This is a genomic window from Ferrovibrio sp. (assembly GCF_025869515.1).
Lineage (GTDB): Bacteria > Pseudomonadota > Alphaproteobacteria > Ferrovibrionales > Ferrovibrionaceae > Ferrovibrio.
On the sequence record NZ_JAOZVR010000111.1, the window covers coordinates 1 to 19,165 of the forward strand.

The following is a 19,165-nucleotide window of genomic DNA, read 5'->3' on the forward strand; positions in this document are numbered from 1 at the left end:
AGCACCGGTCCGGGCCGCCGACGCGGTCGCCAGCCCGCTCACCAGCCCCGTGGGCCGTTGGAAGACCATCGACGACGAGACCAACACGCCGCGCAGCATTGTCGAGATCAAGGATGTGAACGGCGAATTGCAGGGCCGTATCCTGCAGATTTTCTTCCGGCCCGACGAGAAACCCGATCCGGTCTGCGAGGCCTGCGAGGGCGAACGCAAGGACCAGCCGGTGATCGGCATGACCTTCCTCTGGGGCCTGAAAGCGGACGGCGCCAACGAATGGGCCGGCGGCGGCGTGCTCGATCCGAAGAACGGCAAGATCTACAACGCCAAGGCCAGCCTCACCGAAGCGGGACAGAAGCTGCGCCTGCGCGGCTATATCGGCACGCCGATCCTGGGCCGCACGCAGGTCTGGCTGCGCGAACCCTAAAGGCCCGAGATATATTTCGCCAGCGCGGGCGACAGCCCGATGCTGGGCACCATGGGCGGCGCGGCAAAGGTGCCGACCGTCGCTTTGCCGAGCCTGGCAGACGCCACCGCCTCGGTCATGCGCACGGCCGCCTCGGTGCTGTCGATCACCGGCACGGGCACCTGATTGCGGATCGCAGGGCCGAGCCCGGCGAGACCGGCGCCACCGAGAATCACCGTATCGGCGCCCTCCTCTGCCGCAGTGCAGCAGGCTTTTGCCAGCAGTGCCATCGAGCCTTGCGGGTCGCGGGCGATATCGCCGCCGGTCGGCGCCACGGTCTGCACCGAAGCCAGGCGGTCGCTCAAGCCCCGGCTGGCGACGAATTCATGCAGCATCGGGCCCCAGCGATCACCGCCGGTGACAATGCCGAAGCGTTTGCCCAGGCTGGCCGCCAGCTGGATCGAGGCATCGGCCATGCCGACCACCGGCACGGTGCAGAGTTCGCGCAGGCCATCGAGGCCGGGATCGCCAAAACAGGCGAGCAGCACGGCATCGAAATTATCGTCCGCATGCTCGGCCCAGGCATCAAGCGCGGCATGAGCAGCAATGGCATAGGCACTGCGCGTGGCCACGTAAGCGGCGCCGAAGCGGCCGGTGGCGCCGGCCAGTTCGGTGCCCGGCGCCACCAACCTGCGGGCGACGGCAAGCACCATCTCGGTCATCGTCGCCGTGGTGTTGGGATTGATCAGCAGCAGTTTCATCAGCCGAGCTCGAATGTGGTGATACCGTAAAGCCGCGCGAGGTCGATCACCGGCGCCGGCCCCTTATACATGCGCGCCGTCTCGAAGTCCGGCTTCAGGCCGGCGCTTTCGGCCAGCTTCACGGCATCTGCATTGGTTTCCGGCACATCGAGCCAGACCTGGCCTCTATTCTCTATGGCAATGCCGTCGCACAGTCCGGCCAGCAGCGCCGAGGCGACAGCCGGCGTGGCGGCATAAAGCGGCCCGATCTTGTGGCCGCTGCGGCAGGGCCGGATCACGCCAAGGCCGGCCAGTTCGCCATCCTGCAGACAGGCCAGGGCATGGTGGCCCGGCGCGGTGAGCCAGGCAGACAGGAAGCCGTCACGCGGCGCCGGGAAGAAGCGGCGGTCGTACTCCAGCAGCCTGTCGAAGCCGATGCTGCGTGCATCCACCAGCGGCAGCGCCGCCTTGCCGAAATCCGGCAAGCCGCCGTAGCGGATGTTGCGATGGGCGAGCGTAAAGCCGGATTTGCGGTAGTTGTCCTGCTGCGCCAGCACGCCATCGAGGCCGACCACGCGTTCGCCCAGATGCTGCAGGCCGGCCTGCCAGACCGCTATGCCCCTGCCCTTGCCGCGCCAGGCCGGCGCGGCGATGTAGAAACCGAGGAAACCGTAACGGTGGCCGTAGCGCACCACCGAGATGCAGGCGACCGGGTCGCCATCCTGCAGGCCGACCAGGAAACCGCCTGGATCGGCGGCATGGAAGATACCGGCATCGCTCAGGCCCGGATTCCAGCCCTCGGCGGCGGCCCAGTCGACCGCGAGATCGAACTGGGCGCGGCTCATCACCTGAATCGAGAAACCGGCAGTCATGCGAAAAGCTTAAACACAGTATCGCTCAGACACCATGGCCGGCATCGGAGCCATGCCTCGCCCGGCGCCAGCGCACGAAGGTCACGGCACCCAGCGCAAAAATGATGATGATGAAGGAAAATGCGCTGGTGACGGTACCGAGCGCATAGAGCACCGGCGTCGTCACATTGGTGGTCATGGCATAGATTTCCAGCGGCAGGGTGTTGTCGGTGCCGGCCGTCATCAGGGTGCGGGCGAATTCGTCGTAGGACAGCGTGAGGCCGAACAGCGCGATGCCGATCAGGCTGGGCAGGATGATCGGGATCACCACATGCCGGATCACCTGCCAGGGCGTGGCGCCGAGATCGCGGGCGGCTTCCTCGTAGGATTTGTTGAAGCGGTTGAAGATGGCAAACATAATCAGAAGGCCAAAAGGAAGCGTCCAGGTCAGGTGCGCGCCAAGTGCCGAACCGTACCAGGTGGTGTCCCAGCCGATGATGCGGAACTGCAGGCCGATGCCGAGGCTGACCAGGATCGACGGCACGATCAGGCTGGCAATCGCCATGTAGAAGATCACGCCGGCGCCTTTGAACCGGTGGCGGAAGGCCAGGCCGCCGGACAAAGCGATCACCACGGTGAGCAGCATGACGATAACGCCGAGAGAAAAGCTGCGCGCGAAGCTGCCGGCGAAATCGCCGACCATCTGCTTTTCCGTCAGGTTGCGGAACCAGTTGAGCGACACGCCGCGCATCGGGAAGGTCAGGCCGCCATCGGGTCCCTGGAAGGACAGGATGAAAATGGTCGACATCGGACCATAGAGGAACAGCACGAAGAGGATGAAGAAGGCGCCGAGCACATAAAAGCTTTTTGGTCGCTTGCGGCCATGCATGGTCAGAGTTCCTTGCGGATATCGACGATGCGCATCATGGCGCCGACCATCAGCAGCACCACGACCAGCAGGATCACCGCATTGGCCGCCGCCGCCGGATACTGCAGCAGCGAAATCGCATTTGACATCATCAGGCCGACGGACGCGCTCTGGCCGCCGCTCATGAAGCGCACAGTGACGAAATCGCCCATCACCAGGGTGACCACGAAGATCGAGCCGATGGCGATGCCGGGCTTGCACAGCGGAACGATCACACTGGTCAGCACCTGCAGCCCGTTGGCGCCGGCATCATAGGCGGCCTCGATCAGCGAGCGGTCGATCCGCATCATCGAATTGAAAATCGGCACGATCATGAACAGCGTGTAGAGATGCACGAAGGCCAGCACCACGGCGAAATCGGAGAACAGCAGGAATTCCAGCGGCTGGTCGACGATGCCGGCGCCGACCAGGGCCGAATTGAGCAGGCCGTTGCGCCCAAGGAAGGGAATCCAGGAAATCATTCGGATGATGTTCGAGGTCAGGAACGGCACGGTGCAGATCAGGAAGCAGGCGGTCTGCCAAGTGTCGCTGCGCACATGAAAGGCGAGGAAATAGGCGATGGTGAAGCCGATCGCCAGCGTCGCCACCCAGACGATGGCGGCATAGCGCAGGGTGTTGAGATAGGTGCGCAGCGTGACCGGGCTGCCGAGCAGTTCCCGGTAATTGGTCAGCACGAAATCGGGGATGATGCGGGCGAAGTCATAATCCCAGAAGCTGACCACCAGGATGGTCAGGATCGGAATCACCAGGAAGGCGCCGAAGACGAAAGCCAGCGGCGCGACCTGGAGATAGGGGATGTAACTCTTGCTCTGCATCGGGATCGGAGATTGCCGTGCGGGCGACACCCGCACGGCGCTCTTTCCGTTTTAGGCGGCGATGAACTCGTTCCATTTCTGGACCATGTAACGGTCCTCGTCCATCACGGCATTCCAGCAGGCGACCTTGCCCATGCGGTTCTCGAAGGAACCGCCGTCGCGCACGGCGCCGGCCTTCTCGAGCAGCTTGCCATCCGGGCTCATGATATCGGTCTTGGCCGGCTTGCCTTCCATCCAGAAGGCCCATTCATCGGCGCTCATATGCTGCTTGGCGGTGTCCAGCACGGCAGAGTAATAGCCCTGGCGGTTCAGGTAGGCGCCGACCCAGCCCGACAGGTACCAGTTGATGTATTCATAGGCCGCATCGAGTTCGAGGCCTGAGAGATGCTTGGCGATGCCGAGGCCGCCGCCCCAGGCGCGATAACCTTCGGCCAGCGGCTGGTAGACGCAGGGGATGCCCTTCGACTTCACGGCCGTGACGGCCGGCGACCACATCGACTGGATGATGACTTCACCCGAGGCCATCAGGTTGACCGACTCATCGAAGGTCTTCCAGAAGGCGCGGAACTGGCCGGCCTTCTTGGCGGCGGTCATGATCGAGATCGTCTTGTCGATCTCGGCCTTGGTCATGTTGCCCTTGTCGCCGTATTTAATCTCGCCCATCGACTCGCAGATCATCGCCGCGTCCATGATGCCGATGGAGGGAATGTTCAGGATGGACGCCTTGCCCTTGAACTTGGGGTCCATGATGTCCTTCCAGTTGGTGATCGGACGACCGACCAGATCCGGACGGATGCCGAGCGTATCGGCATTGTAGATCGTCGGGATCATGGTCATCCACTGGGTCTGCGACTTGGCAAACCTGGTGGAGTCCTTGCCTTCGACGAAGCCGACGCTGTGCGGCGCGGTCCCTTGTGCGATCACGCTGTCGGGCTTGAGCTTGCCATTGAGGAACAGCGGCACGATCTTGTCGACATTCTTGATCTTCTTGGTGTCCATCGGCTGCATCACGCCAGCCGGGAACACCTTCTTGCAGATCCAGTATTCGATATCGGCAATGTCAAAAGACTTGGGCTGCGTGACCGCGCGCTGCGCCACCGCATCGGAGTCAAGCGCGGTCATCTGCAGGGTGATGCCGGTATCGGCCTTGCATTTCTCGGCAATGGCATTGAGGTTCGACACGCCGGTGCCGAACTGGCGCAGCGTCACATTCTTGATGTTCTGCGCCCAGATCGTGGGAAAGCCGGTGATCGCGCCGCTGCCGGCGGCCAGGCCGATACCGGCCGCTGCGCCCTTGAGCACGGTACGGCGATTGATGCCACGCGTTCTACCCGCCATCTTGTCCTTACCCATGTCAGCCTCCGCTGTGTTGACGCGGCCTGTGCCGCCGTTACGCCTCGAGGACGTGGATGTCCTCAAGTTTCCATGACACCGACACCGCATCGCCGAGTGCGACCGGGGCGGCAAAGAATTTGTTTTCATTCACGGCAACCAGGAACTCGCCCTGATCGACGGCAAAATCGGTGCCGCCATTCGGGCTGATGCCGACATGCACCACGCTGCCGAGATATTCCACGGCGCGCACCGTGCCACCGAAACCGGCCTCGCCACTGCCCGGCGCCGTCAGCGCGGCGCGATCGGCGCGCACGGAAATGCGTTGCCTGCCGCCGCCATCCGCCGGCGCCTCGACGATATTGTGGCCGCCGATGAAGCGGGCGACGAAAGCCGTGCGCGGTGTGTTGAACACCGCACGCGCCGAGGCGGCCTGTTCGATGCGGCCCCTGTTCATCACCACCACCAGGTCGGCCAGCGCCATCGCCTCTTCCTGGCTGTGAGTGACGTGGATGAAGCTGATGCCAAGTTCCTTCTGCAGACGCTTGAGTTCCTCGCGCATGCGGGCGCGCAGGAAGGGATCCAGCGCCGAAAGCGGTTCGTCCAGCAGCAAGGCGGAAGGCCCGGTGATCAGCGCGCGGGCCAGCGCGATACGCTGCTGCTGGCCGCCCGACAGCTGCGCCGGAAGGCGCGCGGCATAATCCTGCATATCGACGAGCCGCAGCAGCTCCATCGCCCGGGCGCGGCGCTCGGCTTTGGCCACACCCTTCATCTTCAGGCTGAAGGCGACGTTGTCGATACAGTCGAGATGCGGGAACAGCGCATAATTCTGGAACATCATCGCCGTGCCGCGCCTGGCCGGCGGCAGGTCGTTGATCACCTCGTTGCCAAGCAGGATGTCGCCGTCGGAGACGTCCTCATGGCCGGCGATCATGCGCAGCGTGCTGCTCTTGCCGCAGCCGCTCGGCCCCAGCAGGCAACAATAGGTGCCGGCGGGGATTTTCAGGCTGATCGAGTCGACGGCGATGGCGCTGCCGTAGCGTTTGAGCACCGCCGCCAGCTCGATATCGCCCTTGTCTGCCATTGCCTCATCCGCACCGGTTTGGTTGCGGGTTGATGATGCAAGGCAGATGCCAGCCGCCGGTTGCAGGCGCATTTTGCCGCATCGGCCGGAATCGTATGCAATCCATGTATCCAAACACCGAAGTGGCCGGCGTTTGGCTGGCTAATATTTGGGCGAAAGCAGCGCGTTTGCTTGGTAAAACGGCGGCAGGCTAGTCACCCGCCGCGGCCAGATCTGGAAACACCTGGGCGACAAAGCGCGGGTAGGTTTCCGCAATTTCCCGGGCAATCCGTGTCCGCAGCAGCGTCAGGATATCGGCATCGGGTGCGGCCGTGGCCGCAACACTGGCCGGGCAATCGAAGTCGAAGCCGGTATGGTCGCGCACCTCCTCCACGCTGTGGCCGGGATGCACGCTCTCCAGCCGGAAGCGGCGCTTGTCGCGGTCGAAGGCGAACCAGCAGAGATTGGTGAGCAGGCCGATCGGGCCGCCGGGGCGATAGGTGCCGTCATTCTTCGGCCCGGCTGAGGAAATGAAATCGACCTTCGGCACCAGCACGCGGCGTGAATGTTCCTCGCGGAACAGGATCACGCGTGGCACCAGATAATACAGGTAGCCCGAACCGAACGAGCCGGGCCAGCGCACGTCCGTCTGCGGATAGACCCCGCCGGCCCCCACCAGATTGATATTGGCCTCGCCGTCGATCTGGCCGCCGCCGAGGAAAAATGCATCGAGCCGCCCCTGCCCGGCCAGATCGAAGAGTTCGACGCCGCCATCGCAGAGGAAATCGTTGCGCACGCTGCCCAGCACGTTGACGCGCATGTGGCCGCCGGACTGCGCGCGGGCCAGCAAGGCACCGGCGCCCGGGATCGGCGAGGACGCACCGGTGGCGACCAGCCGGCAGCCTTGCAGCAGGCGGGCGATGGTAGTGATCAGCAGTTCCTGGCGGCTGAACGGCAAGGCGGTCATCACTCGGCCGCCTTCCGGTCATGCACGAACTCATCGCAATAGCGGGCAAAGCCTTCGGCCGTGCGCGCCATCTCGCCATACAGTTTCAGATGCGCCTCGTCATACTCATAGATATCCCACAGCTTGAGCGGCCAGGCGCCGCGCGGCACCTCGGCAATGCCGCCGATATAGGCGGCGGTCAGCGTGCCGGCCGCACTCTCCTCGCTAGCCAGCAGATCGACATCGCGGATTTCCTCGACCGTCACCAGCGAGGCCGTGGAAGCATGCGCCATCGCCACCAACTCGCGACGGCGACCGATGAAGACATTGCCATTGCGGTCGGCAAAGGGCGCGTGGAAGACGGCGAAATCCGGTTTGATCGCCGGCAGCAGCACGATGGGGTCGTTGTGTTTCTCGAACGGATTGTCGATCACCTGCCAGTCCGGCCGGTTCTTCAGCAGATCGGTGCCGAGCAGGCCGCGCAACGGCATGAAGGGCAGGCCCTTGCCGGCAGCCTGGATCGCGGCATGCACGGCCGGACAGGTGGCATCCATCATGCGGAACTGTTTCGCCCTGAGCGCGGCCTGGAAGCGGTGCGCGGTGCCGTATTCGCCGAGCGTGATTGCCGAGGTTTCCACCGTGCCGATGCAGCCGGCGCCAGCCAGCATGTCGACCTGCAGGCCGGAGATCGGCACGCAGACCACATGAAGGTCGCGCAAGGACCGGCGGATCATCGCCCGGGTCAGCGCCATGGCGACGCCGGAATAATCCGGCGGCACCGCGATCTTGGCGCCATGCGGAATCTGGGCTGCCAGCCGGTCGAGGTCCTGCAACGGCACCTGGCCAATGAGATTCGGCCCAAGTTCTTTGGTCATCGCGCGTTCCTCCCGCGTCGGTCTTTCCTCATTGTGAGGCAAAGACGCGGGAAAACAACCCCGACCTGTCGGTTGACGCTGCGAAAAAACGTCCGCGGCGGCTAGCGCGAGACCATATTCTTGTGTTCCAGCCGGCTGAGCCAGCGCACCAGCGGCCAGAGCAGCACCAGATAGATGATCGCCGCCAGCACCACCGGCGAGGGATTGAACAGCAGCGCCTGGGCATCGCGCGCCACGCGCAGCAGTTCGGGCAGCGCGACCACGCTGGCAATCGTGGTCAGCTTGACCACCTCGATGCTGTTGCCGACCAGGTCGGGCAGCACGTTGCGGGTCGCCTGCGGCACGATCACGTAAATCAGTGCCTGCAGCCGCGTCAGGCCGGTGGAGCGCGCCGCTTCCATCTGGCCATGTGGCACGCTGAGCAGGCCGGCGCGGAAAATCTCGCCGTAATAGCTGGAATTGTTGAGCAGGAAACCGATCGCCACCGCCATCAGCTTGGGGATATCCAGCCCGAGGAAGGGCGTGCCGAAATAGATGAAGATCAGCAGCACCAGCGGCGGCAGCGCGCGGAACACATCGACATAGGCGGCAACCAGGAAGCGTATCCAGCGGCTTTCGCTCTGCGTGCCGATCAGCGCCACGATCAGGCCACCGACCAGGCCGAGCGGGATCACCAGCGCAGAAAGGCCGAGCGTGACCAGCAGGCCCTGCAGCAGGAAAGGCAGCACCTGCACAAAGACATCGAGGTTAAAGAAACTGCGCAGCAGGGCATCCATCGGCGGCCTACACTTTCCACTGCCAGCGGCGTTCGAGCCGGCGGGCGGCCAGCATCACCGGCAGGAACAGCAGCAAATAGGCAAAGGCAGCCATGGTCAGCGGCGTCGGATTGGCCGACAGGCTGCTGGCCGACTGCGCGTTGTTCAGCACCTCGCTGAGCGCCACCACCGAGCCGAGCGCGACATTCTTGCTGATGGCGATGACGCGGTTGGTCAGCGGCGGCACGGCGATGCGGAAGGCCTGCGGCAGGATCACCGCGGTCATGGTCTGCCACCAGGTGAGCCCGGTGGAGCGCGCCGCTTCCGACTGGCCGCGCGGCAGCGCCAGAATGCCGCCCCACATGCTTTCCTCGGCATAGGCTGCCAGCACCAGGGTCAGCGTCAGCCACACCGTGGTGAAGGCATTCATCGGCATGCCGATCAGGGGAAAGGCGAAAAAGAAGATGATCATCAGCACCAGCGGCGGCAACGCGCGCAGGATATCGGCGAAGGCGATGATCAGCAGCGACAGCGGCCGGATCTGCATGGCGCGCAGCACCGCCAGCGCGACGCCGAGCGCCAGACCGCTGACCGCCACCAGCAGGCCGATGCCGGCGGTGACGCCGAGGCCGCTCAGGATATCGGGCCAGTAGCGGGCCGCCACTTCCAGATTGAAGAAGGTATGGATGAAGCGCTCGAAGTCGCTCATCGTTATTCGGCCGCGTGATAACGTGCCAGGAAGGCCTTGGTGCGCTCGTGCTGCGGCGCGCCGAACACCGCGGCCGGCACACCCTCCTCCACGATCACGCCGCCATCCATGAAGATGACGCGGTCGGCGGCGGCACGGGCAAACCCCATCTCATGCGTGACCACCAGCATGGTCATGCCGGTCTCGCGCAGCTGGCGCATCACCTTCAGCACCTCGCCCACCGTTTCGGGGTCGAGCGCGCTGGTCGGTTCGTCGAACAGGATCAGCTTCGGCTCCAGCACGATGGCACGCGCGATGCCGACACGCTGCGCCTGCCCGCCCGAAAGCTGCGCCGGATAGACCCTTGCCTTGTCGACCAGGCCGACCCGCTCCAGCGCCGCCATGGCCAGCGTCTCGGCCTCGGCCTTCGACTTGCCCTGCACCTTGCGCAGGGCAAGCGCGACATTGCCGAGTGCCGTGAGATGCGGATAGAGATTGAACTGCTGAAAAACCATCCCGATATGCTGGCGCACCGTATTGATATCGACATCGGCGCGGGTGATGTCGACACCGTCGACCACCACCTGGCCGCCGGTCGATTCCTCCAGCCGGTTGCAGCAGCGCAGCATGCTGCTTTTGCCGGAGCCGGATGGCCCGATGACGCAAACCATTTCACCGGGCCAGACCCGCAGGTCGATGCCACGCAACACGGAAAGCGAGCCGTAGGCCTTGTGCAGGCCCACGAGCTCCAGAATCGGCGATGGACTCATGACCTCTGCCGGTTGCGGCTTACGAGCACTTCAGGGTCACGGGCGTCGGATCGTAGCCTTCCATGCCCGGAACGCCGTAGCCCGGGGTGATGGTGGCCGCCACCGAACCCGGCTTCGGCTTCTCGCCCAGCCACTTCTCCACGATCTTGGCCAGCGAGCCGTCCTGCTTCATGCACTTGATCGCCATCGACAGTTCGTTGCGCAGCGGCTTGTCGTCGAGGCGGAAGGCCATCGCCCAGACCAGGCCGGTGGAGATCACCAGCGTGGCCTTGAGGTCCGGATTCTGCTTCGCCGACCAGGCACTGGAGGTATTGCCCGACATATTGGCATCGGCACGGCCGGCCAGCACGGCCTGCACTGCATCGGCATTGGTGCCGAAGACATCAAACTTGAAGCCGTATTTCTCGGCATTGGCACGCGCCCAGCTTTCATAGGCCGAACCCTTGTTAAGGGTGATGGTCTTGCCCTTGAGGTCTTCGACGGTCTTGATATCGGGCGCGCTCTTCTTCTGCACGAAACCGTAATCGGTGTTCAGGTAGCCGTCGCTGAACAGCATGGTCTTGGAGCGCTCGGGCGTCACCGTCACTGGTGCGATGATGAAATCGTATTTCTTGGCATTCAGGCCGGGGATCAGGGCGGAGAATTCGGTGCCCTCGATCTCGATCTTCTTGCCGAGCTTCTTGCCCAGTTCCTCGCCAAGATCGATGTTGAAGCCCTGCAGGCCGCCGCCCAGCTTGGCCATGGCATGCGGCGCGAAAGTGGCGTCGATACCGGTCTTCAGCGTCTGGGCCATCGCCGGCAGGCTGAAAGCGGCAAGCGATGCGGCGGCAACAGCAATCAGGCTGTGCTTGATTGTACGATGCGTCATGAAAACCCCCTGGTTTGTGGCAGTCGATTGAACGGAAAACGTCATTCTGGCGGCCTGCCGAGCGGCGCACCGGCTCCGGTGCGCTCGACGATCAGGCCGTAATGTTCGGGCCGGCGGTGCTTGGCAAAATTGAAAACATGCTCGCGGAAGGTCTCGCCCAGCGCCAAGTCGGCATTGGTGAAGATCAATTCGTCATCTTCGCCCTGGGCCTGGGCGACGATCTCGCCGGTCGGCGCCACGATGGCCGAGCCGCCGATCATGTGGAAACCGTCTTCCTTGCCGCATTTGGCCGCAGCCGCAACCCAGATTCCGTTCTGGTAGGCGTTGCCCTGCAGCGAGAGCAGATGATGGAACATCCGCAGATGCGGTGGCTCGCTCCAGTGGATGTTCCAGCTCGGCGTGTTGTAGCCCAGCGCGACGATCTCGGCGCTCTGCAGGCCCATGACGCGATAGGTTTCGGCCCAGCGACGGTCGTTGCAGATGCACATGCCGATGCGGGCGCCGAGCGTTTCCCAGACCATGAAGCCCTCGTTGCCGACCTCGAAGAATTTCTTCTCCAGATGCTGGAACGGCGCCGTGGGAATGTGATGCGAATGGCCCGGCAGGTGGATTTTGCGGTAGCGGCCGACGATCCTGGCCGTCTCGTCAGTCAGGATCGAGGTATTGAAGCGGCGGCCATCCGGCGTCAGTTCGGCATAGCCGAGATAGAAGCCGATGCCGAATTCGGCGGCGAGATCGAACAGCGGCTTGGTTTCCGGTCCCGGCATACTGCGCTCGAAGAAACGTTCCACCGCCTCCTCTTCGCTCATCCAGTAGCGCGGGAAAAAGGTGGTAAGCGCCAGTTCGGGAAACACCACGAATTTGGCACCGCGTGCATGCGCCTCGCGCAGCAGCGCGATCAGGCGCTTGACCACCGCCGCGCGGCTGTCGGCCAGATTGATCGGCCCGAGCTGGGCGACGGCCAGGCCGTAGGGGCGTTTCAGCGTACTCATTTCATGCCAACCAGACTGCGCAGCATCTGCCGCGCCACGGCAGCCGAAATCCCGGTCGGATTGGCCAGCATGTCGGACGGCTTGCGCTTGAGGAACTGACCCGAACCGCGTTCGGCATTCAGCGTGTTGTTTTCGACCACCACGCGGCCGCGATTGATCACGATCTCCGGCCAGCCCTTGAGCTTGCGGCCCTCATAGGGCGTGTAGCCGACATTGTCGTGCAGCATGCCGGTAGTGACGGTAACCTCGCGCTCGGGATTCCAGATGCCAATATCGGCATCGGCACCCACGGCAATCATACCCTTGCGACCGGAAAGGCCATACATGGCGGCATGGTTGGTGGCGGTCAGCGCCACGAATTCCTGGATGGTGATGCGTCCGGCCATGAAGCCTTCGGAGAACAGCAGCGGCATACGCAGCTCCAGCCCCGGCACGCCATTGGCCATGTCCTTGAACGTGGTGGCATCGCCCTTGGGCAGCTTGCCGGTCTTGTCGAAACGATATGGCGCATGGTCCGACGAATAGGTCAGCAGTGTGCCGTCCTTCATGCCGGCCCAGACGGCCTCCTGCGATTCCTTGTCGCGCGGCGGCGGCGAGCAGCAGAACATCGCCCCGTCCAGCCCGTTGCGGTCGAGATCTTCCGCCGTGAGGAACAGATATTGCGGGCAAGTCTCGGCATAAACGGCGGCGCCGCGCGTCTTGGCATTGCGGATGGTATGGATGGCTTCCTGGCCCGAGACATGCACGATCAGCAAAGGCACGCCGAGCAGACGGGAGAGCGCGATGGCGCGGTTGGTCGCCTCGGCTTCGGCCAGCGGGTCATGCGCCACGGCATGGTATTTCGGCGCCGTATGACCCTGCTCCAGCAGGCGATGCGCCAGCCAGCGGATCATGTCGTGGTTTTCGGCATGCACCATCACCAGGGCCTGCTCGCGCGCCGCCACGGCCAGCACATCGAGCAGCTGGTGATCGTCGAGCTTCAGCTTGTCGTAGGTCATATAGACCTTGAGCGAGGTGATGCCCTCGCGGATCGCCGCCGGCAGATCAGTGTTGAGCGCCGTATCGTCAGGATTGGCGAGGATCAGGTGGAAACCGTAATCGATCACCGCCTTTTCACGCGCACGCTTGGCGTAATCAGCGACAACTTCGGGGATTTTCATGTCGCGGTGCTGCGCCGCAAACGGGATGATCGTGGTGGTACCGCCGAAGGCAGCCGAAACCGTGGCGGAATAGAAGTCGTCGGCGCACATCAGGCCCATACCCGACAGCTGCTCGACATGGCAGTGACTGTCGATGCCGCCCGGCAAGACCCAGCGCCCGGCGGCGTCGATCTCGCGCTGGCCCGGCGCGAGGGATTGCCCCATGGCGGCAATGATGCCGTCGCGAATGCCGATATCGGCCTCGAAGACTTCGGCTGCGGTGGCGACGCGACCGTTACGCACCACCAGATCGAATTCCGCCATACGCCTCACTCATCCGTTTACGCAAATGCAATGCGGAAAGTTTCGCAATGCAGCACCAGAATGTCGCATGCCGGTTTGTCATCCGCCCTTAACACGATGTTAAGGGCGGACCGTCAGTGCCGCAGAGAACTGCCAGCTTCCGCATCGAGCAGAGAAAACCCGTTCAGCGCCATCAGCTTGCGCAGGATATCGACAAATCCCTGGGCGAGCTGCGACAGCGGTTCGAAGCGCAGAAAAGCCAGGTTCGCTGTCATCACCGGTGCATCCTGGACAGCGCAGGCGACCAGATGGCCATTCGGCCAGTTGTGCAGCGAGAATTCGTCGATCAGCGCGATGCCGGCGCCAGCCTGAGACAGCGCACAGGCGCTTTGCGGCGAACCGACCTCGATGGTGGTCCGCAATGGTTCGCCGGCGGCATCATACATCGACGCCACCATGCGGCCGTATGGGCTTTCGCGATCATAGCTGATCAGCGGATAAGGCCGCAGATCGGTCAATGACAGCGGCCCCTTGCGCTGCGCCAGCGGATGATCCTCCGGGCAGACGCAGACGATACGGCTCTGGCCCAGCGGCTTGGTTTCGAGATTGGGGTGCTCGATCGGCGTGCTGATGATGCCGATATCGGCCTGGTGGTTCAGCAGACGGTCCTGCAGCGGCGCATAATTGAGGAAATTGAAGGTGACCCTGGCATCGGTATAGCGCGCGCAGAGGCCGGCGATTGCCTGCGGAATCAGCACATGGCCGATACTTGGGCTGGACACGACATGCAGCACGCCCTGGCGCCGCTCCGCCAATGAATGCGCCACCTCGTTGACGCGCTGCACGCCCAGATAGACATGGTCGACCTCGCGGAACAGACGTTTCGCCTCCGGGGTTGCATAAAGCCGGCCCTTGATGCGCTCGAATAGCGGAAAACCGACCCGCGTCTCGGTATAAGACAGCAGGCGACTGACAGCGGGCTGCGAAACATGCAGCACCTTCGAGGCACCACTGATCGACCCCGTGCTCATCACGGCACGAAACACTTCGATCTGCCGGAGATTCAATGACATGTCCGTCGCTCCCTGTTCGTTTTTATCGGCCATCGCATGATGCACCGAAATCGGGCAGGTCCATAACACGGCGTTAAGGGCTGCGGACAAATAAGCAAGGAGCATGCCATGGGCTGCAGGCTTAGACTGCAGCCGACTGCACGGACCGCCTTGCTGATCGGGAAAACGCCATGGCCTCCACCGTTCTTGTGATCAATCCGAATTCCAACGAAGCCGTCACCGCCGGCATCGATGCGGCGCTGGAGCCGCTACGCATGGCCGGCGGCCCTTCCTTACGCAGCCTGACGCTGAAAGAAGGCCCGGCCGGCATCCAGACCCAGCAGGATGTCGAATCCGTCGCCCTGCCACTGGCGCGCCTCGCCAAATCGCTGGAAGCCGAAGCCGGCGCTTTCGTGATCGCCTGCTTCAGCGATCCCGGCCTGCATGTGGTGCGCGAAACGGTGAAGAAGCCGGTGCTTGGCATCGCCGAATGCGGCGTGCTGACGGCACTCACGCTGGGCCAGAATTTCGGCGTGATCGCCATTCTGGACGGTTCGATCCCGCGCCATCTGCGCCTCTGGGGCGCCATGGGCGTCACCGACCGGCTGGCCGGCGAACTGGCCATCGGCATGGGCGTGGCCGAACTGGCCGACAAGGAACGCACGCTCACCCGCATGGTGGCAGTGGGCAAACGGCTGCGCGACGAGAAACAGGCACACAGCATCGTGATGGGCTGCGCCGGCATGGCCGCCTTCCGCGCCCCCCTGCAGGATGCGCTCGGTATTCCCGTGGTGGAACCGACCCAGGCGGCTGCCGTGATGGCACTCGGTCGCGTGCGGCTGGGCTGGTAAGCCGGCATGGATTTCTCTGCCGCCGACCTGTCGCCGGATCGCGTCTACAAACTGCTGGTCAGCACGGTGATGCCGCGCCCGATCGCACTGGTCTCGACGCTGAATGCCGATGGCATCGCCAATGCAGCACCATTCAGCTTCTTCAATGTATTCAGCAATGCACCGCCGCTGCTGGTGATCGGCATCGAGGGCAACAAGCGCGAGGATGGCCGCCCCTACAAGGATACTGCGCGCAACATCGCCGAACGCGGCGAATTCGTGGTCAACCTGGTCAGTCATGCGATTGTCGAACCGATGGTGATCTGCGCCATCGACTTCCCCGATGGCGTGAACGAGATCGCCGAGGCAGGCCTGACCACGGCGCCGTCGAAGCAGATCGCCGTGCCGCGCATCGCGGAATCTCCGGTCAGTTTCGAATGTCGGACCTTCAACATCGTGGACCTGCCGTATAATCGCAAACTGGTGACGGGCGAAATCCTGCACCTGCATATCCGCGATGGCCTGATCGACGACAAGCTGCATGTCGATGCCGGTGGCCTCGACCTAGTCGGCCGCATGCATGGCTCGGCCTGGTACAGCACGACGCGCGACCGTTTCGAGGCGCCGCGCATGACGGTCGCCGAATGGCAGGCCAAGAAAAAATCATGAGCGACGGACTGCTGCGCGATCTCGCCGGTATCGTCGGCGCCGGCTATGTCATCACCGATGCGGCCGGGCAAGAGGCTTACGTTGTCGACTGGATAAAAAAGTATCGCGGTCGCGCCATGGCCGTGGTGCGCCCGGGCAACCGGGATGAAGTCGCCGCCGTGCTGCGCTGCTGCAACGATGCCGGCGTCAGCGTGATTCCGCAGGGCGGCAATACCGGCATGGCTGGTGGTGCCACGCCGGACGACAGCGGCCGGCAGATGATCCTCAGCCTCGGCCGGCTCAACCGCATCCATGAGATCGACCCGGTCGGCAACACCATCACGGTGGATGCCGGCTGCATCCTGGCCAATATCCAGACGGCCGCACGCGAGGCCGGACGCTTCTTCCCCTTGAGCCTCGGCGCCGAAGGCAGCTGCACCATCGGCGGCAATCTCGCCACCAATGCCGGCGGCATTGCCGTCTTGCGCTACGGCAACATGCGCGAACTGGCGCTCGGGCTGGAAGTCGTGCTGGCCGACGGCCGGATCTGGGACGGGCTGCAGGCGCTGCGCAAGGACAATACCGGCTACGATCTGCGCGACCTGTTCATCGGCTCGGAAGGCACGCTCGGCGTGATCACTGCCGCTGTGCTGAAGCTGCATCCGGCACCGACGGCGCGCGCCACGGCGATGATTGCTCTGTCCGGCGAACAGGCTGCGCTGGAGTTTCTGGTACGGCTCGGCAGCCGGGCCGGCGACCGGCTCACTGCTTTCGAATTCATGACCCGCAACTGCCTCGACCTGGTATTGCAGCATGTTGCAGGCACCGCCCTGCCCTTCAAGACAATGCCGCCCGCCATCGTGTTGACCGAGCTGAGCGATGCCGATGCGGAGGCCGACCTGAGCGCCCTGCTGGAAGGCATCCTCTCGGAGGCCATCGCGGCCGGCATCGCAACGGATGCCGTGATTGCGCAGAGCGGCGAACAGGCCAAGGCGTTGTGGCGCCTCCGCGAGGGTATCTCGGAAGCACAGGTACGCGCCGGCAAGACCATCAAGCACGATATCGCGCTGCCCATCGGCCGGCTCGGCGCCTTCATGCGGGAAACCGAAGCCGCCATCGAGGCCGCCTTCCCCGGCCTGCGCTTCCTAGTCTTCGGCCATCTCGGCGACGGTAACCTGCACTACAACCTGCAGCGCGCCCCGCAGATGAACGACGACGACTTCTACGCCCTGACCGGCCCGCTCAACCGGCTGGTGCACGACATCGTCGGCCGCTATCGAGGCAGCATCAGCGCCGAACATGGCGTCGGCCAGCTGCGCCGCGACGAACTGCCGCGCTACAAGCCGCCGGTGGCGATGCAGCTGATGCACGACCTGAAAACCCTGTTCGACCCGCACAGCATCCTGAATCCGGGCAAGCTGCTGCAATCTTAAGTCCGCTCACGAGGCATCCATGGCAAAACTCGACGAAACCGCCGCCGGCGTCTACATCATCTCTGTCACGCCGTTTACCGACAGCGGCGTGCTCGATCTCGACAGCACCGACCGCATGGTCGATTTCTATCTCGAAAAGGGCGTCACCGGCTTCACCTTGCTCGGCATGATGGGCGAGGCGCCGAAGCTGACGCTGGCGGAATCGCGCAGCTTCGTGCAGCGCGTGCTGAAACGGCTGAACGGCAGGGTGCCGGTGGTGGTCGGCGTCTCCAGTCCCGGTTTCGCGCCGATGCGCGAGCTGACTTCGGCGGTGATGGACGATGGCGCCGCCGGCGTGATGATCGCGCCCCCGGGCACGCTGAAGACCGACGACCAGATCGTCAGCTATTACGAAACCGCCGCCGACACCATCGGCAGCGACACGCCTTTCGTGGTGCAGGACTTCCCGCAGTCGACCAATGTGCATATGTCCCCCGGCGTGATCGCCCGCATCATCAAGGTGCTGCCTTCCTGCGTCATGCTCAAGCATGAGGACTGGCCGGGCCTCGCCAAGCTGTCGGCCTTGCGCGCCATGAAGGATATCCGCCGCGTCAGCATCCTTGTCGGCAACGGCGCACTGTTCCTGCCCGAGGAAATGGAGCGCGGTGCCGATGGTGCCATGACCGGCTTCGCCTATCCCGAAATGATGGTGGATGTGGTGAGGGCCTATGGCGCGAAGAATCCCGAGCGCGCCCGCGACCTCTTCGATGCCTATCTGCCGCTGGCGCGTTACGAACAGCAGCCGGGTCCCGGTCTCGCCATCCGCAAATACGTGCTGCAGAAGCGCGGCGTGATCGCCTCGGGGAGCTTACGCAAGCCCGGCCCGAAACTTTCGCCACTTGATATTGCCGAAATCGAGCGCATGATCGCCCGCCAGAGCAAACGCCTGCAGGAGATCGGCTGATGGATCTGGGACTCACCGGCAAACGCGCCCTGGTGCTGGGCGGCAGTCGCGGCCTCGGCGCCGCCGTCGCCCGCGGCCTGGCCCGCGAAGGCGCCAGCGTGATCGCGGCGGCGCGCAGCGAAACGGATGCAAAAGCCTGGATCGCCCAGGAGGCGCCGGAGGTGGCACAGCGTCTGGACACCCACGCACTCGACCTGTCCGACCGCGCCTCGGTCGACGCGCTGGCAGCGGCCATGCTGGCGCAGGGCGGCGTCGATATCCTCGTCAACAACAGCGGCGGTCCGCCGCCGGGTCCGGCCGCCGAAACGGGGCTTGATCTGTGGCTGAAGCAGTTTGAGGCGATGGCCGGCCATCTGTTTCATCTCACCGGCCGGTTGCTGCCGCCGATGCTGGAGCGTGGCTGGGGCCGCGTCATCACCATCGCCTCGTCCGGCATCGAACAGCCGATTCCGAATCTGGCGCTGTCGAACGGCATCCGCATGGCCGTGCTCGGCTGGTCGAAAACGCTGTCGGCCGAAGTGGCCGCGCAGGGCGTGACGGTCAACCTGGTGCTGCCCGGCCGCATCCATACCGACCGCGTCGACCAGCTCGACCAGGCCGCCGCCACGAAGCAGGGCAAAAGCCGCGAGGATGTCGCCAGGACCTCGCAGGCACTGATCCCGACCGGCCGCTACGGCAGGCCGGAGGAATTCGCCGATGCGGTGGTGTTCCTCGCCAGCATGCGGGCCAGCTACATCACCGGCAGCAAGCTGCGCGTCGACGGCGGCATGATCCGCGGCGTCTAGACCGGATAG

21 protein-coding genes are annotated in these 19,165 nt (G+C 64.1%); 6 read left to right on the forward strand and 15 right to left on the reverse strand.

Features of this window, described 5'->3' with window-relative positions; translation table 11 throughout:
* Positions 1-421: DUF2147 domain-containing protein (locus tag OJJ21_RS19365; protein ID WP_297688929.1), on the forward strand; the 421-nt coding region annotated here is incomplete at its 5' end.
* Here the strand turns inward: OJJ21_RS19365 and OJJ21_RS19370 are convergent.
* The 15 genes from OJJ21_RS19370 to OJJ21_RS19440 form a co-directional block, all read right to left on the reverse strand.
* On the reverse strand, positions 418-1,161 hold the full coding sequence (locus OJJ21_RS19370) for an aspartate/glutamate racemase family protein (protein WP_297688930.1): 744 nt from the start codon (positions 1,159-1,161) through the stop codon (positions 418-420). The genes OJJ21_RS19365 and OJJ21_RS19370 overlap by 4 nt on opposite strands.
* Positions 1,161-2,012 carry a GNAT family N-acetyltransferase gene (locus OJJ21_RS19375; RefSeq protein ID WP_297688933.1) on the reverse strand — a complete coding sequence of 284 codons (852 nt, stop codon included), beginning with the start codon at positions 2,010-2,012 and terminating at the stop codon, positions 1,161-1,163. Before OJJ21_RS19375 ends, OJJ21_RS19370 begins: the two co-directional genes overlap by 1 nt.
* Positions 2,013-2,037: 25 nt before the next feature.
* Positions 2,038-2,880, reverse strand: coding sequence for an ABC transporter permease (locus tag OJJ21_RS19380; protein ID WP_297688935.1), 843 nt, complete (start codon positions 2,878-2,880; stop codon positions 2,038-2,040).
* A 2-nt stretch (positions 2,881-2,882) separates the two neighbouring features.
* The gene (locus tag OJJ21_RS19385; RefSeq protein ID WP_297688937.1) at positions 2,883-3,734 is read right to left on the reverse strand and encodes an ABC transporter permease; all 852 of its coding nucleotides are present in this window, start codon (positions 3,732-3,734) and stop codon (positions 2,883-2,885) included.
* Between the two features lie 51 nt (positions 3,735-3,785).
* Entirely contained in the window at positions 3,786-5,087 is a 1,302-nt protein-coding gene (locus OJJ21_RS19390; RefSeq protein ID WP_297688939.1) for a PotD/PotF family extracellular solute-binding protein, read from the reverse strand.
* Positions 5,088-5,124: 37 nt separating this feature from the next.
* A complete protein-coding gene (locus OJJ21_RS19395; protein ID WP_297688941.1) occupies positions 5,125-6,150 on the reverse strand; it encodes an ABC transporter ATP-binding protein in 1,026 nt (341 codons plus the stop codon).
* Between the two features lie 190 nt (positions 6,151-6,340).
* Positions 6,341-7,096, reverse strand: coding sequence for a CoA-transferase (locus OJJ21_RS19400; RefSeq protein WP_297688944.1), 756 nt, complete (start codon positions 7,094-7,096; stop codon positions 6,341-6,343).
* Positions 7,096-7,950, reverse strand: a complete 855-nt coding sequence (locus tag OJJ21_RS19405) for a CoA transferase (RefSeq protein ID WP_297688946.1) — start codon at positions 7,948-7,950, stop codon at positions 7,096-7,098. Before OJJ21_RS19405 ends, OJJ21_RS19400 begins: the two co-directional genes overlap by 1 nt.
* A 101-nt stretch (positions 7,951-8,051) precedes the next feature.
* Positions 8,052-8,726 (reverse strand): amino acid ABC transporter permease, encoded by a 675-nt coding sequence (locus OJJ21_RS19410; RefSeq protein ID WP_297688948.1) that lies wholly within the window; start codon positions 8,724-8,726, stop codon positions 8,052-8,054.
* 7 nt (positions 8,727-8,733) lie between these two features.
* Positions 8,734-9,414: an amino acid ABC transporter permease gene (locus OJJ21_RS19415; RefSeq protein WP_297688951.1), complete on the reverse strand. Its 681-nt coding sequence runs from the start codon at positions 9,412-9,414 to the stop codon at positions 8,734-8,736.
* 2 nt (positions 9,415-9,416) lie between these two features.
* Positions 9,417-10,163, reverse strand: coding sequence for an amino acid ABC transporter ATP-binding protein (locus tag OJJ21_RS19420; RefSeq protein ID WP_297688953.1), 747 nt, complete (start codon positions 10,161-10,163; stop codon positions 9,417-9,419).
* A gap of 19 nt (positions 10,164-10,182) precedes the next feature.
* Positions 10,183-11,031: a transporter substrate-binding domain-containing protein gene (locus tag OJJ21_RS19425; RefSeq protein ID WP_297688955.1), complete on the reverse strand. Its 849-nt coding sequence runs from the start codon at positions 11,029-11,031 to the stop codon at positions 10,183-10,185.
* Positions 11,032-11,072: 41 nt separating this feature from the next.
* Complete coding sequence (locus OJJ21_RS19430) at positions 11,073-12,023, reverse strand: N-carbamoyl-D-amino-acid hydrolase (protein ID WP_297688957.1); 951 nt, start codon at positions 12,021-12,023, stop codon at positions 11,073-11,075.
* Positions 12,020-13,486, reverse strand: a complete 1,467-nt coding sequence (gene hydA, locus OJJ21_RS19435; RefSeq protein WP_297688959.1) for a dihydropyrimidinase — start codon at positions 13,484-13,486, stop codon at positions 12,020-12,022. The genes OJJ21_RS19430 and hydA overlap by 4 nt, the downstream gene beginning before the upstream one ends.
* Positions 13,487-13,599: 113 nt before the next feature.
* Positions 13,600-14,538 carry a LysR family transcriptional regulator gene (locus OJJ21_RS19440; protein WP_297688961.1) on the reverse strand — a complete coding sequence of 313 codons (939 nt, stop codon included), beginning with the start codon at positions 14,536-14,538 and terminating at the stop codon, positions 13,600-13,602.
* A 170-nt stretch (positions 14,539-14,708) separates the two neighbouring features.
* On the opposite strand from OJJ21_RS19440, the gene OJJ21_RS19445 reads away from it, so the two are divergent.
* Genes OJJ21_RS19445 through OJJ21_RS19465 form a run of 5 tightly spaced genes read left to right on the forward strand, consistent with a single transcriptional unit; the run spans position 14,709 to position 19,156 of the window.
* The gene (locus OJJ21_RS19445) at positions 14,709-15,368 is read left to right on the forward strand and encodes an aspartate/glutamate racemase family protein (protein ID WP_297688964.1); all 660 of its coding nucleotides are present in this window, start codon (positions 14,709-14,711) and stop codon (positions 15,366-15,368) included.
* A gap of 6 nt (positions 15,369-15,374) precedes the next feature.
* A complete protein-coding gene (locus tag OJJ21_RS19450) occupies positions 15,375-16,016 on the forward strand; it encodes a flavin reductase family protein (RefSeq protein WP_297688965.1) in 642 nt (213 codons plus the stop codon).
* Positions 16,013-17,428 (forward strand): FAD-binding oxidoreductase, encoded by a 1,416-nt coding sequence (locus tag OJJ21_RS19455; RefSeq protein WP_297688967.1) that lies wholly within the window; start codon positions 16,013-16,015, stop codon positions 17,426-17,428. The genes OJJ21_RS19450 and OJJ21_RS19455 overlap by 4 nt, the downstream gene beginning before the upstream one ends.
* Positions 17,429-17,447: 19 nt before the next feature.
* Positions 17,448-18,371, forward strand: a complete 924-nt coding sequence (locus OJJ21_RS19460; protein WP_297688968.1) for a dihydrodipicolinate synthase family protein — start codon at positions 17,448-17,450, stop codon at positions 18,369-18,371.
* A complete protein-coding gene (locus OJJ21_RS19465; RefSeq protein WP_297688970.1) occupies positions 18,371-19,156 on the forward strand; it encodes an SDR family oxidoreductase in 786 nt (261 codons plus the stop codon). The genes OJJ21_RS19460 and OJJ21_RS19465 overlap by 1 nt, the downstream gene beginning before the upstream one ends.
* The last annotated feature ends 9 nt before the right edge of the window (positions 19,157-19,165 follow it).

Excerpts from the sequence above, each read along its gene's own strand:
- OJJ21_RS19370 (WP_297688930.1), bottom strand. The coding sequence starts at position 1,161 with ATGAAACTGCTGCTGATCAATCCCAACACCACGGCGACGATGACCGAG.
- OJJ21_RS19375 (WP_297688933.1), bottom strand. The coding sequence starts at position 2,012 with ATGACTGCCGGTTTCTCGATTCAGGTGATGAGCCGCGCCCAGTTCGAT.
- OJJ21_RS19380 (WP_297688935.1), bottom strand. The coding sequence starts at position 2,880 with ATGCATGGCCGCAAGCGACCAAAAAGCTTTTATGTGCTCGGCGCCTTC.
- OJJ21_RS19385 (WP_297688937.1), bottom strand. The coding sequence starts at position 3,734 with ATGCAGAGCAAGAGTTACATCCCCTATCTCCAGGTCGCGCCGCTGGCT.
- OJJ21_RS19390 (WP_297688939.1), bottom strand. The coding sequence starts at position 5,087 with ATGGGTAAGGACAAGATGGCGGGTAGAACGCGTGGCATCAATCGCCGT.
- OJJ21_RS19395 (WP_297688941.1), bottom strand. The coding sequence starts at position 6,150 with ATGGCAGACAAGGGCGATATCGAGCTGGCGGCGGTGCTCAAACGCTAC.
- OJJ21_RS19400 (WP_297688944.1), bottom strand. The coding sequence starts at position 7,096 with ATGACCGCCTTGCCGTTCAGCCGCCAGGAACTGCTGATCACTACCATC.
- OJJ21_RS19405 (WP_297688946.1), bottom strand. The coding sequence starts at position 7,950 with ATGACCAAAGAACTTGGGCCGAATCTCATTGGCCAGGTGCCGTTGCAG.
- OJJ21_RS19410 (WP_297688948.1), bottom strand. The coding sequence starts at position 8,726 with ATGGATGCCCTGCTGCGCAGTTTCTTTAACCTCGATGTCTTTGTGCAG.
- OJJ21_RS19415 (WP_297688951.1), bottom strand. The coding sequence starts at position 9,414 with ATGAGCGACTTCGAGCGCTTCATCCATACCTTCTTCAATCTGGAAGTG.
- OJJ21_RS19420 (WP_297688953.1), bottom strand. The coding sequence starts at position 10,163 with ATGAGTCCATCGCCGATTCTGGAGCTCGTGGGCCTGCACAAGGCCTAC.
- OJJ21_RS19425 (WP_297688955.1), bottom strand. The coding sequence starts at position 11,031 with ATGACGCATCGTACAATCAAGCACAGCCTGATTGCTGTTGCCGCCGCA.
- OJJ21_RS19430 (WP_297688957.1), bottom strand. The coding sequence starts at position 12,023 with ATGAGTACGCTGAAACGCCCCTACGGCCTGGCCGTCGCCCAGCTCGGG.
- hydA (WP_297688959.1), bottom strand. The coding sequence starts at position 13,486 with ATGGCGGAATTCGATCTGGTGGTGCGTAACGGTCGCGTCGCCACCGCA.
- OJJ21_RS19440 (WP_297688961.1), bottom strand. The coding sequence starts at position 14,538 with ATGTCATTGAATCTCCGGCAGATCGAAGTGTTTCGTGCCGTGATGAGC.
- OJJ21_RS19445 (WP_297688964.1), top strand. The coding sequence starts at position 14,709 with ATGGCCTCCACCGTTCTTGTGATCAATCCGAATTCCAACGAAGCCGTC.
- OJJ21_RS19450 (WP_297688965.1), top strand. The coding sequence starts at position 15,375 with ATGGATTTCTCTGCCGCCGACCTGTCGCCGGATCGCGTCTACAAACTG.
- OJJ21_RS19455 (WP_297688967.1), top strand. The coding sequence starts at position 16,013 with ATGAGCGACGGACTGCTGCGCGATCTCGCCGGTATCGTCGGCGCCGGC.
- OJJ21_RS19460 (WP_297688968.1), top strand. The coding sequence starts at position 17,448 with ATGGCAAAACTCGACGAAACCGCCGCCGGCGTCTACATCATCTCTGTC.
- OJJ21_RS19465 (WP_297688970.1), top strand. The coding sequence starts at position 18,371 with ATGGATCTGGGACTCACCGGCAAACGCGCCCTGGTGCTGGGCGGCAGT.